Below are 14,911 nucleotides of genomic sequence, written 5' to 3'. Positions count from 1 at the left end.
GAATTGGGGCATGGATTCAGCCCGGAATGCCGAGCGCGCCGCCGATGACGCCGCGCAGCAAGCCGCGCTTCTTCTTCGGCTTTGTCTGTTCTGCCGGGGCATCGCGATCTGCGCCGTCGTCGTCACCGCCCATCATCGCGGCGAGATCGACGCCGAGCACACTCATATGCGTCGCCTTGGTACGCAGCTTGACCGCCCAGCCAAGCGGCGCGTCCTTCGGCGATCCGTAGTTCGCTTCGGCGCCAAAGGCGGTCATCATCAGCATCGCCGAGTCCGACGCCTTTGCCACCGCCGCCGGGATCGCGCACTGGGTCGTCTGTGGCGAGAGGAGAATGCGCTGCTGGACCAGCCGTGCTGCTTCACTTTCCGTCAGATAGTCGGGCAGTGCCATGCCCGGCATCCGCACCGCGCTCGACGACCACATGACCGTCGTCCCGTCCTCTCGCGCAGCCACCACGGTGATGATGGTGCCGCGTCCATGGGTGAGGGCGGGCCAGCTCACCATCACCGCTCCAGACGGCAAAGCGTCGTGCTTCGGCGTCAGCGGGCCGAGAAAGTCGGCTCCGTTGGCGATCGTGAAGCGCATTTCGGGCGCGTAATTGGCCTGGACGATGTGCTCCCCGGCAAGCGAGGCATCGCGCGGAACGCGAGTCTCCTTTCGGCCATTGGGCCATTCGCCGTAGGTCGCGTGACGCCCCTGGGATGGCGGCGTCATCGCGCGCACCTGGGGAACCGCGCCAAAGGGCGACTGGCCGCCGGGGCGGAGCGTCGACAGATCGACGACGAACGGCTGTCCCGATGGCGCGGTCTCGCCGCAACCCCAAAAGAGCTCGATCCGCCCCTTGGGCCCGTTGGGCATTCCGGGGCGATAGTCGGTCGGGGCGTCGGCCTTTTGCTCGGCGCCCCGTGGCGTGATCAGCGGGAGCCGCTCGCCTGCCTGCAGCCCCTGGGGCGGAAGATGCGCAGCGCTCGGTGCGGGCTGGCTGCGGCTGGATCCCAGCTGAAGCTTCAGAATTTTCTCGACACCGTTCGGCTGACCGGTCGCCATGCCAGAGGTCGTTTCGGCGGAGAGCCAATAGACCGCCTCGATCTTGGGCTTCGGTGCCTGCTGCGCGAATGCGGTGCAGACGATGGCGATCGCGCCGAGCGCAGCGCCGGTGGACAGGACCATCTTCATTTCGAAAGTGTCTCGCTTGGGATCACGATGCCGCGCGCGGCGCGGGCGGGGAAATGTGAAGGCGCAGGCCGGGGTGATCGATCACAAAACGCCGGTCGGCGAACATGTCGATGCCCAGGATCACGGCAGGCTGATCGAGCGTGAAGCCCAGCACCTTGAACACCGAAAGGTCGGCGACGCGCACCTTGGGACGTGCGATCTTCACATCGCCGATCGCGAGTTCGTTCAGCGGTGCCTCGACGCTTGCGGTGGCGTGGCTGCTCGCGCCTTTGATGTCGCTGGCCTTGGCCACCCCGTGGCTGTCGGGCGACAGGCCAATCGCCTTCGCGGCCGCCCAGTTCAGGATCGTTCCGCGCGCCCCGGTGTCGAGCACCGCCGACATGTTGACTCCATTGATGCTGACGGTGAGCCGAGGCGCGCGTTGGTCGTCGAGGGTGAAGGGCACCGATCCGGCGATCCCGTTGAGCATGGCGGGCTCGACCGTATCGATCATGCGCCATCGCCCACCGGGCATGTCCATCTCGACCACAAAATTCGCGATGATGTCGGCACCCAAAATGCCGTCGATGCCCAGCGCGTCAGTCGGGCTTGGCGGGAGCAGCAGCAGGTCGCGTTTGCGGAACGTGCGGCCTGCCAGATGAAGCCGTTCGACAACTGTCCTCTCAATCGCAGTCGATCCGCTCACGGCCTGAAGCGGAGCGCCACCGCCTTTGGCCACAATGCCCGGCATCGCCGCGCGAAGCTTGGGCATGATCGCGGTGATGCTCGCGGCGGTGTCGATGACGAACCGCTTGGGAGCCGAATTGTCGAGCGCTACGAGAACGACGGGATGGCCCGACGGGAGGACCTCAAGCGAGCCCTGCGCCGCGATCGCGGCGGGCACCAGCGTTTCGCTGATAAAGGCAACGGCCTGTGCGGCAGCGAGGGCACCGATCAGGCCCAGTGCAGCGACGCAGCAACGATGAACGGGATGAGCCATGATCGACCTCCTGGCGGCAACGTGCCGCGAACAGGGGCCGGGATATGGTTGACCGCGTTGGACCGCCACGGCTTCGCGACCGATCCCGATGGAGGTTCGGCAAAGGCAGAGTCGCGCGACGAAGTCCGACCTGGGTGCGACGAAGGCAGGCGTCAGTCGCCCCCGTTTCCGCTATCACCAGAGCGGGCTATCCGTGGGGTCGTATGCAGCTGAAGACCGAACATCGCCAAACGCTCACGTTGGTCATCGCGACGTGGACGCTGTCGGCAGTGCTCTATCTGATCCCCTATTCGCTGTTCGGCGACCCCAGTGCCTATGTCGCTGTGTCCGTCGTCAATATCTGTGTTCTGGGCGCGGTATTTTCGGGGGGGATCTACTGGGCGGCTCGGCGCACCCGCCATCGCAACATGATCGTCAGGCTTGCCGCGATGATCCTGTCGGCATTCACGGCATCCGCGTTGCTCGCACTGATCGATGCGGTGATGGCGCAATGGGTTGACGCGTATCTGGACACGCCGGTGCGCTCGGCGCCATTCGCGCTGCGGGCGACCAACAACTTTGTGGCGCTGGTTTGGCAGTTCGCGCTGCTCGGCGCGGCATTCACCGTGATCGAGACGAACAAGCTGGCCCGTGCGCGCGAACTGGAACTTGCGGTCGCGCGGGAGGTTGCAAGCCGGGCCGAGGCGGCGGCAAGCGCGGCCAGTCTCGCCGCATTGCGCTACCAGCTCAATCCGCATTTCCTGTTCAATACGCTCAACGCGATCTCCTCACTGATCGTGACCCGTGACTATGATGCGGCCGACGCCATGCTGGCCAAGCTGTCGGAGTTCCTCCGCGCGACCCTGTCGTCGGAGCCCGACGCGCTGCTGCCGCTGGAGGATGAGCTGGCGACGCTCCAGCATTATCTGGAGATCGAAAGCGTGCGGTTTGGCGAGCGGTTGGCGGTCGAGTTCGTCTGTCCGCCAGAGCTGAACCGCGCATTGGTGCCGGGCTTCCTGCTTCAACCGCTGGTCGAGAATGCGATCAAATATGCGCTCGCGCCGTCCGCCGATCCGGTCACGATCCGTGTTTGCGCCAAAACGCAGGCGGACATGCTGATTCTGTCGGTCGAGGACGATGGTGATGGCGGGAACGGTGATGTTCGTCCCGGTACCGGGGTCGGCCTGGCCAATATCCGTCAGCGGCTCGAAACGCTGTTCGGAGAGGCGGGCAGCCTCGAGGCCGGGCCGCGCCCACGCGGTTTCGTTGCGCGGGTGCGCCTGCCGCTGGCGCGGCGAAGCGGGGAGGGTGCGGCATGACCGCGCTGAGAGTTTTGCTGGTGGACGACGAGCCGCTGGCGCTGCGACGGCTGGATTCGCTATTTGGCGACATCGACGCGGCTGATGTCGTCGGCACTGCCGCTACGGGCGAAGAAGCGGAGGAGCGGATCGCAACGCTGACCCCCGACCTGGTAATCCTCGACATCTCGATGCCCAAAAAGAGCGGAATACGCGTCGCTGCCGACCTTGCTGCCGATCCGCGGCCCGAAATCGTCTTCGTCACCGCGTTCGAGCAATATGCCCCCGACGCATTCGAGGTGGATGCCGCCGACTATCTGCTGAAGCCGGTGCGGTTCGACCGGCTGCGCCAGGCGGTAGAGCGCGCGCGGCGGCGGCGCGCGCTGCGCGATGCCGCCGAACGGCTGGCGACCATGCCCGAGCCTGAAGTGCGCGATGATGCAATATGGGTGCAGGTCGCGGGCGGCAACCTGCGCCTCCCCATCGCCCAGATCGAATGGGTCGAGGCGGCGCGCGACTATGTCCTCTTCCACACCGCCACGCGCAGCTACATCCACCGCATCTCGATGGCGGCGCTGGAAAAGCTGTTCGACGCCGACGAGTTGATGCGGGTTCACCGCTCGACCTTCATCCGCCCGGCGCTGGTCCAGGGCGTGCAGCGGCTCGGCAAAGGTCTCATCGCGCTGGAGATGCGCGACGCCGCGGTGGTGCAGGTTGGGCCGAGCTATGTGAAATCGGTGCTGGAACGGCTGGGGCTTTCCTGACCTCCCGCAACCGGATTCGTCGCTGAGAAATCCGGGTTCGTCGTCATTCCCCTGACCGGTCGCGGGATGGGCCGCTTCCATTGAACGCGCGCTGCTCACGGCCGGCCTGCCCGGTAGCGCCTTCCTACACGGCGATTGCCGCACTGGAGGACATCATGATCGCGATGCGCAGTTTCCCTGCCCTGACGCTGGGCGTCATCCTCTCGGGCGCAGCAACCCCGGCGATCGCCGCGCAATGCGCGAGCGGCTGGGGCGGGACTGTGCATTATTCGCGCACCCAGGAAACGCGCGACAGCAAAACCGTGCCCAAATTGTCGGGCAAGGGCAGCCATACCAGCACCGCGTCGATGACCTACAATTATGCCGCGCAGGTCGTGGTGCGTCCGACGTCCGATCCGGACACGAATCTCGCCAAAGCCAACATCAATCTGTCACAGGTCGCATCCGAGACCGTCCGGACGACGGACGAGGATGTCTGCCTCCAAACGCGCGAGCGGCGACAGGTGTCGGGTACATCCGAGTCCAAGAGTGTGATCAGCGCGAACGCCAGCAATCTGGAGACCGAGGTCAATGTCTCGCTCGATTCTGATGACAGCTACCGCATCAGCGTGCGGTTGCCCCAGCTCCAGGGCACCGCGTCGGGTTCTATATCTTCGAGCTTCAGCGGCCAGTGTGTGGCTAAGAAGGGCGTCAACCAGACGCTGCCCGAAAGCCCCTATTCGATCGACCCGGTCAGTTTTGGCTCCGATGGCGACGACCGGATCAACTCGTCTGACCCCAATCGTCTGACCGGCAGCTTCGTCAAGACATGGTCAGGCGTGACTGAGCGGCTCAGCTGGAATCTCCGCCGCTGTGGTCCCGCTCTGCGGCTGGTCGACCTCAAATTCGAAGACATGCGCTTCCCGAAATGGGAGGATTGGCAGGACATCTCCGACCAGCGCGGCACGATCGACGGCAATATCGTTCGCGTGACGGCAGTCGTCGCCAATGATGGCGACACGGAAAAGGCCGCAACGGTCAAGTTCAAGGAAACCTACAAGGGCGACAAATGGGATGGCGCAAAGCCCGATGGCACGATCGACGAACTGTCGGTGATCGTGCCCGCCGGCCAGCAGCGCGAGGTCAAGTTAAACTGGGACAGCTCCGGTTATGCTTGGTACGACGATGGTCGCCCACGCCCGATCCAGCGCATCCGCGCCGAGCTTGAGGACAAGGGCAAGAAGGTCGACGAGCAGACCCGGAACCTCAAGGTCGCGCCCAAGCCGCTCGTCCTCGTCCATGGTCTGTGGTCCAACTGGGGTGCCTGGGCATCGTGGCAGAATATCCTGACCACGGCCCACAGCTATGACTGGAAGGCGTTCCCGGTCGGCGAAAAGCGCGAACATGGCCGCATGAATACCGGCGAGGAGGTCGGTAATTTCGGGGCGACCTACACCATCGCGCAAAACGCCTTCGAACTCGCAAAATATGTCAGCTACGCCCAGAAGGATCGCAACGCCTGGCATATCGACCTAGTCGCTCATTCGATGGGCGGGCTGATCAGCCGCCGCTATATTCATGAACTGATGCCAAGCTATGCGGATGGCCGGCCGCAGGTGTCGCGCCTCGTCATGCTCGGCACACCGAATATGGGCAGCGTATGCGCAGATCAGATCAGCGCGGCGCTCGAATATCTCGAAATCCCCATGCATGCGCTGCGAGAGTTGCGCCCGAGCGTCGTTGCGCAGTTCAACGCCACGACGACCGAGCGCAAGGGCGTCCAATTCTCGGTCCTCGCCGGCAATGTATTCCCTGCCATCTGCACGATGGCCAAACCCAATGACGGCGTAGTGGCCGTCGAGTCCGCACGGTGGACGATCGCCGACGCCGCCGAGGACGACGTGATCCATACCGCAATGACCGAGACCGGACCTTTCTCGTCCTTCGTCAAGCCGCGCCTCGCGCAGGGGCCATCGGCCTATCGCGGGACCGGCGGTGGAAGTGGCGGTGCGACGGCGCGGATCATGCTGACCGATGACGGAGCACCCGCGCCGGCACCATCAAGCAAAGCCGACTTCGCCAAACTGGTGAAGCTGGCACCGGGTCAGACGATCGATGTTGCGATCCCGGTCAAGGCGGCGCGCAATCTTGGCCTCACGCTGGTCGCGGCAAGCGTCGTGTCGGCGACGCTGATCGACGACACCGGCGCGGTTGCGGGTCGCAATGACGCAGCCACCCCGGAGGCCAGCCAGACCTTCCGATCAATATTCGTCGATCGCTCCGTCACCCGCGGCAGATGGACGCTCAAGCTCCACAATAGCGGCGAGACTGAGCGCGAAGTGCTGCTGTCGAGCTGGTCCAGCGCGCAGTGACCCGCGCCATTTCAATCAGGAGAAACCCATGAAACCTGTGTTCCCGATAACCCTTGTCGCGGGTCTGCTGCTCGCGACCAGCTTCGGTCTGCCGCTGCCCGCGCACGCCCAGTCCGATTGCGCCACCCAGGCGAAGAAGCGTCGCCCCAGCCTGTTCGGTGCCGAGGGCGCCGGGGGGCTGCTCACGCGCCTCCAGGGCGCAGCGCGCGGCCAGCGCAACCTGGGCACCGACATCAAGGACACCGCCCAGCGCGGCGCTGAGCAACGCGCGAGCGAAGCGGCGACTGTCGCCGGGTGCAAGGCTGCCGAAAAAACTCAACCCAAGGAGGGTGAGGCTCCAACGCAGGCAGTCGACGAGGCGCAATCGGCACCTGAAACCGCCACTCCGCGCGCGGCACGGCGGCAGGCGGAGAGCGACAGGCAATATCCCAGCCGGATGGAAATTTCGCAGGAATGGCGGACCGCCAAAGATGCCTATACCGAGTTCGGTAAGGTGCGTTGCACCGGCTGTGAGGGTGGCTTCGCCTATTCGGGCTGGCCTGTCTGGCCGCGTGACCAATATTCCGGAAAACATGGGGGAGACGAGCAGCGTCTTGCCAGCCTTGCGATTGGTCACGTCCATCGCTGGGCGGCCAACGGCTTTGCCGGATCGCTCCGCGTGGACAGTGAGGAGCAGGTCAACGGCTTCCGCTGCCGCAAGATGACCTACCGCCTCGAAAAGGACAGCCAGAGCGTCGAGCGACCCGGCCTGATGTGCTGGGGGAAATCCAACCAGTTTGCCGCCAGCGAGAGCTGGGTCGGCGTGTTTTGACGCGATTGCGGAGACCTCCAATGAAAATCCTCTACCTCGCCGCGCTGGCCGGTGCCGCCTTGCTCTCGATTCCGCCTGCGTTCGTGGACATCACGGGGCGCTGGACCCAGTCGAGCACCGGCAAGGAGCTGGTGCTGATCCCACGGATCAAGCTCGTTCCCAATGTCGGCGCGACGGCAGGCACCAGCCTTGGGGGCACGGTAGGCTATGGGTCGATGACCCGTACCACCCTCGTCACCGAACCGGTGCCAATGACTGTCGCCCGGTCGATGACCTTGGCGGTAGACGCGAACGGTCGGTTCAACTGGACCATTACGCGGCGACATCCCGAGAAGGATGGCTGCACAATCAGCACGACGCAGGAAAAGCATGGACAGGTTGATCAGGCCGGCACGAAACTCACCTTCGCCATTAGCGGAGGCATCGAGTCCTTCACTACGAGTTGCGGGCGCCGCGGAAAAACCCAGATTGGTCGATCAAGAGAGATCTACACCGTTCAGAAGATGCCTCATGGCATTGCCATATCCGGCGGCACCGGCCGGTGGGTGTTTAGGCGATGAGGGTCCAGCTTCTGCCGATGTAAAGGCGATGAGAAATGTCGGCTATTCCGGTCGTTCGCCGAAAAGCTGACTGTCTCTTACCGCCCCAAGAGTCGCCGATTGGCGATCGGGAGCCAACGTCGGCTTTGCAACCGTTTCAAGCTGTCCAACCTCCCCGCTGAACCTGGTTGCTTATGGGTTCAAGGCGTGGCCGTCGGTGACCTTCGAATCGGGGGCGAAAGGCCGCAGGCTTCCTTTGCGGCGAACCGCTAAGCGGCATTCGATAGCCATACGATCTGACCCAGAGTTTCTTCTTCTACGCTGCACCACGATCCGAACGACATTCTGTTGCCAAGCGTGGATTTCGTGCCTCCTTAGTCACCCCTGTCACCGGCGCACTCCCGCTCCGGACAAGTCGCAGGGTAACCGCAGTGAGCGTCGAGCCATTCCGTTCCGAAGCCTCGCGCCGGGGTGCCCGGATGCTCCGGACCGCGCTCGGATCCGCGATCGCCGAGTGGCTGGACGACGCCGAAGTCGTCGAAATCATGCTCAATCCCGATGGCCGGCTTTGGGTCGATCGGCTCGGCTCGGGGATGGCGGAGACCGGCCTCACCATATCTGCCAATGATGGCGAGCGGATCATTCGCCTCGTCGCCCATCATGTCGGCGTTGAGGTCCATCCCAAGGCTCCGCGGGTTTCGGCAGAACTGCCAGAAAGCGGCGAACGCTTCGAGGGCCTGCTGCCCCCGGTGGTCATTGCGCCAGCCTTCGCGATCCGCAAGCCCGCGGTCGCGGTGTTCACGCTCGATGACTATGTCACGGCAGGGATCGTCAGTGTCGCGCAGTGCGCCGCGCTGCGCTCGGCCATTCGTGATCGCACCAACATCCTCGTCGCGGGCGGCACCGGCACGGGGAAGACAACGCTCACAAACGCGTTGCTCGCCGAAATCGCGGGCAGCAACGATCGCATCGTCCTCATCGAGGACACGCGCGAACTGCAATGCACCGCCCCCAATCTCGTCGCCATGCGTACAAAGGAAGGCGTCGCGTCGCTGACCGACCTGGTCCGCTCCGCGCTGCGCCTGCGACCGGACCGTATCCCGATTGGCGAGGTGCGCGGGGCGGAAGCGCTCGATCTGCTCAAGGCCTGGGGCACCGGACACCCGGGAGGGTTCGGGACCATCCATGCAGGCACCGCGCTCGGCGCGCTCCGCCGCCTCGAGCAGCTCATCCAGGAGGCCGTCACCACCGTGCCGCGCCCGCTGATCGCCGAGACCATCGGCCTGATCGCGGTGCTCGTGCGCGACGGCGCCGGCCGCCGGCTTTCCGAGCTCGCCCGCGTGACCGGCCTCGATCGCTCGGGCGAATACCGCCTCGAATTCCTCAGCAACGGAGACTTCGCATGACCTTGTCCCTGTCGACAATAGGTGCCCGCGCGGCAACGCTCGCCGGCACCGCCATCCTCGCCCTCGCCGCAGGGCCGGCCTTCGCCTCCGGCTCCTCGATGCCGTGGGAAAGCCCGCTCCAGTCCATCCTCGAAAGCATCGAGGGTCCGGTCGCCAAGATCGTCGCGGTGATCATCATCATCGTCACCGGCCTGACGCTCGCCTTCGGCGAGAGCTCGGGTGGTTTCCGCCGCCTGATCCAGATCGTCTTCGGCCTGTCGATCGCGTTCGCGGCGAGCTCCTTCTTTCTCAGTTTCTTCAGCTTCGGCGGCGGGGCGCTGGTCTGATGGAAACGCTCGATCCCGGCGCGGCCGTTCCAGGCTATTTCGCGCCCGTGCACCGGGCGCTGACCGAGCACATTCTGCTTGGTGGTGCGCCACGCTCCGTCGCGATCGTCAACGGCACCCTGGCGGGCGCGATCGGCCTCGGGCTTCGCCTGTGGCTGGTGGGGCTGCTCCTTTGGGCAGCTGGCCATGCGATCGCGGTCTGGGCAGCGCGCCGGGATCCCCAGTTCCTCGAAGTCGGGCGGCGCCATATGCGCTATCCCGCCTATCTGCGGACGTGAGACGGCCATGATGTCGCTTCGCGAATATCGCCGCCGCGGCGCAGCGCTCGCCGACTTTCTGCCCTGGGCCGCTTTGATCGCGCCCGGCATCGTGCTCAACAAGGACGGATCGTTCCAGCGCACCGCCGCAATCCGCGGCCCTGACCTGGACTCCGCGACCCCCGCCGAGCTGGTCGCCACCTCGGGCCGTCTCAATAGCGCGCTGCGGCGCCTCGGCTCGGGCTGGGCAATCTTCTTCGAAGCCCAGCGCGTCCCGGCGCAGGACTATCCCGCAAGCACCTTTCCCGATGCGGCATCGGCTCTGGTCGATCGTGAGCGCCGCGAACAATTCGCCGAGGAAGGCGCCCACTTCGAAAGTGCCTATCACCTCACCCTGCAATGGATGCCGCCGGCCGAAGACGCCGCGCGCGCCGAGGGCTGGCTCTACGAAGGCCGCGCGAAATCAGGCGTCGACCCGCACGAACTGCTTGCCGGCTTCGTCGATCGCAGCGCCCGGCTCCTCCAGTTGCTGGAAGGCTTCGTCCCCGAGGCCCGGTGGCTCGATGACGAAGAGACGCTGACCTATCTGCACTCGACCGTCTCGACCAAGCGCCAGCGGGTCCGTGTCCCCGAAACACCGATGCACCTCGACGCGCTGCTTGTGGACGAAGCGCTCGTCGGCGGACTCGAGCCGATGCTAGGACACCAGCACCTGCGCACCCTCACCATCACCGGATTTCCGCGCGCGACCTTTCCGGGCCTGCTCGATGATCTCAACCGGCTGGCCTTTCCCTATCGATGGGTCACGCGCGCGATCATGCTCGACAAGGCCGATGCGACCAGGCTGCTCGGCCGCATCCGCCGCCAATGGTTCGCCAAGCGCAAGTCGATCGCCGCCATCCTCAAGGAGGTGATGACCAACGAAGCGTCCGTCCTCGTCGACAGCGATGCCTCGAACAAGGCCGCCGATGCTGACCTTGCGCTGCAGGAACTGGGCAGCGATCTGGTCGGACAGGCCTATGTCACCGCCACCGTCAGTGTCTGGGACGCCGATGCCGCCCTTGCTGCTGAGAAGTTGCGGCTGGTCGAGAAGGTGATCCAAGGGCGCGATTTCACCGTCATTTCCGAGGGCATGAACGCGGTCGAAGCGTGGCTCGGCAGCCTGCCCGGTCATGTCTACGCCAATGTCCGCCAGCCGCCGATCTCAACGCTGAATCTCGCGCATATGGTACCGCTGTCGGCGATCTGGGCGGGGCCCGCCAGCGACGCGCATTTCGGCGCGCCGCCGCTGTTCTACGCGCGAACCGAAGGATCGACGCCGTTCCGCTTCTCCCTTCATGTGGGCGATGTCGGGCATATGCTGGTCGTGGGGCCGACCGGGGCCGGCAAGTCCGTCCTGCTCGCGCTGATGGCGATGCAGTTCCGGCGCTATCGCGACGCGCAGATCTTTGCGTTCGATTTCGGCGGGTCGATCCGCGCTGCCGCGCTCGCAATGGGTGGAGACTGGCAGGACCTCGGTAGCGGCGGCACGGATCCGCAGGAGCGCGCGATCCGCCTTCAGCCGCTCGCGCGGATCGATCATCTGGCGGAGCGCAGCTGGGCGACCGAATGGATCACCGCGATCCTCGCCGCCGAAGGTGTGCCGGTCGATCCTCAGGCCAAGGACTATCTCTGGTCCGCGCTGGAGTCGCTGGCCTCCGCCCCGGTCGGCGAACGCACGCTCACCGGCCTCGCGGTGTTGCTCCAGGCGCAGCAGCTCAAGCAAGCGTTGCAGCCCTATTGCATCGGCGGCGCGTATGGTCAGCTGCTCGATGCGGAGTCCGAAGCGCTGCGCGAGAGCCGCGTCCAGGCCTTCGAGACCGAGGGCCTGGTCGGAAGTGCCGCAGCTCCTGCCGTGCTGTCCTACCTCTTCCACCGGATCGAGGCGCAGCTCGACGGCTCGCCGACGCTCATCATCATCGACGAAGGCTGGCTCGTACTCGACAGTCCTGCCTTTGCCGCCCAACTGCGCGAGTGGCTGAAAACGCTGCGCAAGAAGAATGCGAGCGTCGTGTTCGCGACGCAAAGCCTTGCCGACATCGAAACTTCGACCATCGCACCCGCGATCGTCGAGAGCTGCCCCACCCGCATATTCCTTCCGAACGAGCGTGCCTTCGAGCCGCAGATCGCCGCGATCTACCGCCGGTTCGGGTTGAACGATCGTCAGATCGAGATCCTCGCCCGGGCGACCCCCAAGCGCGATTATTACTGCCAATCGCGCCGCGGCAACCGCCTGTTCGATCTCGGGCTGGGCGAAGTCGCCCTCGCCTTCGCTGCGGCTTCCTCGCGTACCGACCAACGCCGCATCGCAGAGCTCGTCGAGGCCCATGGCCATGCCGGCTTCGCCGCCGCGTGGCTGCGCGCACGCGGCCTCGACTGGGCTGCGGACCTTCTTCCCCTCACCACCAAGGAGTAATTGTCATGCGTATTGCCTCGCTCCGCCGCTTCGCGCTTTCCAGCGCTTGCGTCTTGCTGCTCGCCTCCGCGGTTACCCCGGCCCATGCCCAGTTTGGCGGCATCGTCTACGACCCCACCAACTATTCCCAGAACGTCCTGACGGCCGCGCGGACGCTCGAGCAGATCAACAATCAGATCAAGTCGCTCCAGAACGAAGCGCAGTCGCTGATCAATCAGGCGCGCAATCTTGAGGCGCTTCCGACCTCTGCGCTCTCCGACCTGCAGGCCCAGGTGCGCCAGACCCAGCAGCTGCTGAGCAATGCGCAGCGCATCGCCTATTCGGTCCAGTCGATCGATACCGCGTTCGCGAGCCGCTACCGCGCGTCCAGCATGACCGCGACCGACCGGGCGCTGGTCGACCATGCCCGGGCGCGCTGGGAGGACAGCGTCGGTGCGCTCGAAGATGCGCTCAAGGTCCAGGCCGGCGTCGTCGGCAATATCGAAGGAACGCGCGCGGTGATGGACCGGCTGGTCGGCGCCAGCCAGTCGGCCTCGGGCGCACTCCAGGTGACCCAGGCCGGCAATCAGCTGCTCGCGCTTCAGGCCCGCCAGATCGCAGACCTGACCGCGCTGGTCGCGGCGCAGGGCCGGGCGCAGGCGCTCGAGGCGGCCCAGCGCGCGGCAGCCCAGGATCAGGCCCGCGAGCAGCTGCGTCGCTTCCTCGCCCCGGGCACCGGCTACAAGCCGACCCGGGTCAAAATGTTTCGCCGCTGAAGGCCGGACCCATGAACATCCGGCTTCCGGCTCGAATTGGCGCCTTTGCGTGCCTCGGCGTCGCCTGCGCGATGGGCGTCCTCGCGTTTCGCGAGCCGCCGGAGCGGCCGATCGTGCCGGCAACTCTCTCGACCGACCTGCCCAATGACCCGCTCCAGGCAATTTTGCGGAGCTGCCAGTTGGCCGGGCAGGCGGCGGGCTCGGACCCGGGCTGCCTCGCAGCCTGGGCCGAGAACCGCAGGCGGTTCCTCAGGCCAGGCCGCTCGCGTCCGAGCGAGCCCGTCTTCGAGGCGGGGCCAGGAAAACTCTCCGAACCGATGCAGGTCGATGACAGGGGCCATGCCCCGCAGCAGGAGAAGTGACATGGGCGGTACCGGCGTCGTCGATCGCTTCTTGTCGGTCTTTACCTCCTACATCGATTCAGGCTTTGGCCTGCTCCAGGGCGAAGTCGCGTTCATTGCCACAACGCTGATCGTGATCGATGTCACGCTGGCCGCGCTGTTCTGGACGCTCGGCCAGGGCGACGACATCATCGCGCGGCTGATCAAGAAGACGCTGTTCGTCGGCATTTTCGCCTACATCATCGGCAACTGGAACATGCTCGCGAGGATCGTCTTCGAGAGCTTCGCGGGGCTTGGCCTCAAGGCATCGGGCACCGGCTTTACCGCCGCCGAGCTGCTGCAACCGGGCCGTGTCGCCCAGGTCGGCCTCGATGCGGGCCGTCCAATCCTCGAATCCATCTCCGGGTTGATGGGCTATATCAGCTTCTTCGAGAACTTCATCCAGATCATCGTCCTGCTGTTTGCCTGGGTGATTGTCCTGCTCGCCTTTTTCGTGCTCGCGGTTCAGCTGTTCGTGACGTTGATCGAGTTCAAGCTCACCGTGCTCTGCGGCTTCGTGCTCATCCCGTTCGGGCTCTTCGGCAAGACTGCCTTCATGGCTGAGCGCGTGCTCGGCAATGTCGTCTCTTCCGGCATCAAGGTGCTGGTGCTCGCGGTGATCGTCGGCATCGGCTCCACCCTGTTCGCCGAGTTCACCGACGCGATCGGCGACGCCCAGCCGACGATCGAGGACGCGATGGCGATCGTGCTCGGCTCGCTCTGCCTGCTTGGCCTCGGCATCTTTGGTCCCGGCATCGCGAGCGGCATCGTCTCCGGCGGCCCCCAATTGGGCGCAGGCGCTGCCGCAGGCACCGCGCTTGCAGCAGGCGGCGTCATTGCCGCTGGCGGCGCCGCAGTAGCCACTGCGGGCGGCGCAGCGGTCGGCGCAGTCGCAGGCGCGGCCGCAGGCGCGGGCCGGACCGTCAGCACTGCGGCAAGCGCCTACCGCACCCGTGCCGCAGGTAAGAGTAGCATGGTCAGCGGCGCGGACGGCGTGGAGAATGTCGAGCGACCCGCGCACGACGGCGCGAGGTCGCCGCTGCGAGGCGCGACCGGAGCGGCGCCAGCCACTCCCGCGAGCCGCAGCGGTGCGACCCAACCGGCTGCGGAAGCCCCACGCGCCATTGAGCGCGACACGGGTGGCAATCCCAAGCCGGCGACAGGCGAGACTCGCGATAGCAGCGATGCAGCGGTCCCGGAGCCCATACCAGCCGCCGCCCCCTCGCCGCTGGCCCCCGCCGCAGCCGATCAGGCAGCGCCAGGTGATGCGGCGCCAGTTTTCGACGCCCCGCGCAGCGAAGCGCCGGACTGGGCCAGGGCAATGCGCCGAAAGCAGGCGATCGACCAAGGCGTCAACGTCGCCGCCCACACCTTACGCGGCGGTGACAGCCGGGGCCCTGGCGCTTCCGTCAGCGTGACCGAGAAGGAGTAACC

Annotated in this window: 14 protein-coding genes; 12 read left to right on the top strand and 2 right to left on the bottom strand. The window is 65.7% G+C overall.

Annotated features, from left to right (window positions below):
• Positions 1-16: 16 nt before the first annotated feature.
• Positions 17-1,177 carry a hypothetical protein gene (locus ACRYLO_RS17200; protein WP_482661275.1) on the bottom strand — a complete coding sequence of 387 codons (1,161 nt, stop codon included), beginning with the start codon at positions 1,175-1,177 and terminating at the stop codon, positions 17-19.
• Positions 1,178-1,199: 22 nt separating this feature from the next.
• Positions 1,200-2,156: an aspartyl protease family protein gene (locus ACRYLO_RS17195; RefSeq protein WP_482661274.1), complete on the bottom strand. Its 957-nt coding sequence runs from the start codon at positions 2,154-2,156 to the stop codon at positions 1,200-1,202.
• Between the two features lie 203 nt (positions 2,157-2,359).
• On the opposite strand from ACRYLO_RS17195, the gene ACRYLO_RS17190 reads away from it, so the two are divergent.
• From ACRYLO_RS17190 to trbL, 12 genes are all read left to right on the top strand, one after another.
• Complete coding sequence (locus tag ACRYLO_RS17190) at positions 2,360-3,454, top strand: sensor histidine kinase (protein ID WP_482661273.1); 1,095 nt, start codon at positions 2,360-2,362, stop codon at positions 3,452-3,454.
• A complete protein-coding gene (locus tag ACRYLO_RS17185; protein ID WP_482661272.1) occupies positions 3,451-4,197 on the top strand; it encodes a LytR/AlgR family response regulator transcription factor in 747 nt (248 codons plus the stop codon). The genes ACRYLO_RS17190 and ACRYLO_RS17185 overlap by 4 nt, the downstream gene beginning before the upstream one ends.
• 155 nt (positions 4,198-4,352) lie before the next feature.
• Positions 4,353-6,548, top strand: coding sequence for an esterase/lipase family protein (locus ACRYLO_RS17180; RefSeq protein ID WP_482661271.1), 2,196 nt, complete (start codon positions 4,353-4,355; stop codon positions 6,546-6,548).
• Between the two features lie 28 nt (positions 6,549-6,576).
• Complete coding sequence (locus ACRYLO_RS17175; protein WP_482661270.1) at positions 6,577-7,359, top strand: hypothetical protein; 783 nt, start codon at positions 6,577-6,579, stop codon at positions 7,357-7,359.
• Positions 7,360-7,379: 20 nt separating this feature from the next.
• Positions 7,380-7,919 (top strand): hypothetical protein, encoded by a 540-nt coding sequence (locus tag ACRYLO_RS17170; protein WP_482661269.1) that lies wholly within the window; start codon positions 7,380-7,382, stop codon positions 7,917-7,919.
• A gap of 410 nt (positions 7,920-8,329) precedes the next feature.
• Positions 8,330-9,304: a P-type conjugative transfer ATPase TrbB gene (gene trbB / locus ACRYLO_RS17165; RefSeq protein ID WP_482661268.1), complete on the top strand. Its 975-nt coding sequence runs from the start codon at positions 8,330-8,332 to the stop codon at positions 9,302-9,304.
• Positions 9,301-9,630 (top strand): TrbC/VirB2 family type IV secretion system protein, encoded by a 330-nt coding sequence (locus tag ACRYLO_RS17160; RefSeq protein WP_482661267.1) that lies wholly within the window; start codon positions 9,301-9,303, stop codon positions 9,628-9,630. The genes trbB and ACRYLO_RS17160 overlap by 4 nt, the downstream gene beginning before the upstream one ends.
• Positions 9,630-9,908, top strand: a complete 279-nt coding sequence (locus tag ACRYLO_RS17155) for a VirB3 family type IV secretion system protein (RefSeq protein ID WP_482661266.1) — start codon at positions 9,630-9,632, stop codon at positions 9,906-9,908. Before ACRYLO_RS17160 ends, ACRYLO_RS17155 begins: the two co-directional genes overlap by 1 nt.
• A 7-nt stretch (positions 9,909-9,915) precedes the next feature.
• Positions 9,916-12,342, top strand: coding sequence for a conjugal transfer protein TrbE (gene trbE, locus ACRYLO_RS17150; protein WP_482661265.1), 2,427 nt, complete (start codon positions 9,916-9,918; stop codon positions 12,340-12,342).
• A gap of 5 nt (positions 12,343-12,347) precedes the next feature.
• Positions 12,348-13,097 carry a P-type conjugative transfer protein TrbJ gene (trbJ, locus tag ACRYLO_RS17145; protein WP_482661264.1) on the top strand — a complete coding sequence of 250 codons (750 nt, stop codon included), beginning with the start codon at positions 12,348-12,350 and terminating at the stop codon, positions 13,095-13,097.
• Positions 13,098-13,108: 11 nt separating this feature from the next.
• Positions 13,109-13,459 (top strand): putative entry exclusion protein TrbK-alt, encoded by a 351-nt coding sequence (trbK-alt, locus tag ACRYLO_RS17140; protein ID WP_482661263.1) that lies wholly within the window; start codon positions 13,109-13,111, stop codon positions 13,457-13,459.
• 1 nt (position 13,460) lies between these two features.
• Positions 13,461-14,909 (top strand): P-type conjugative transfer protein TrbL, encoded by a 1,449-nt coding sequence (gene trbL, locus ACRYLO_RS17135; protein ID WP_482661262.1) that lies wholly within the window; start codon positions 13,461-13,463, stop codon positions 14,907-14,909.
• The last annotated feature ends 2 nt before the right edge of the window (positions 14,910-14,911 follow it).

Source organism: Sphingomonas sp. SDUR79 (genome assembly GCF_056821745.1).
This window is presented reverse-complemented; position numbering and strand designations above follow the sequence as displayed.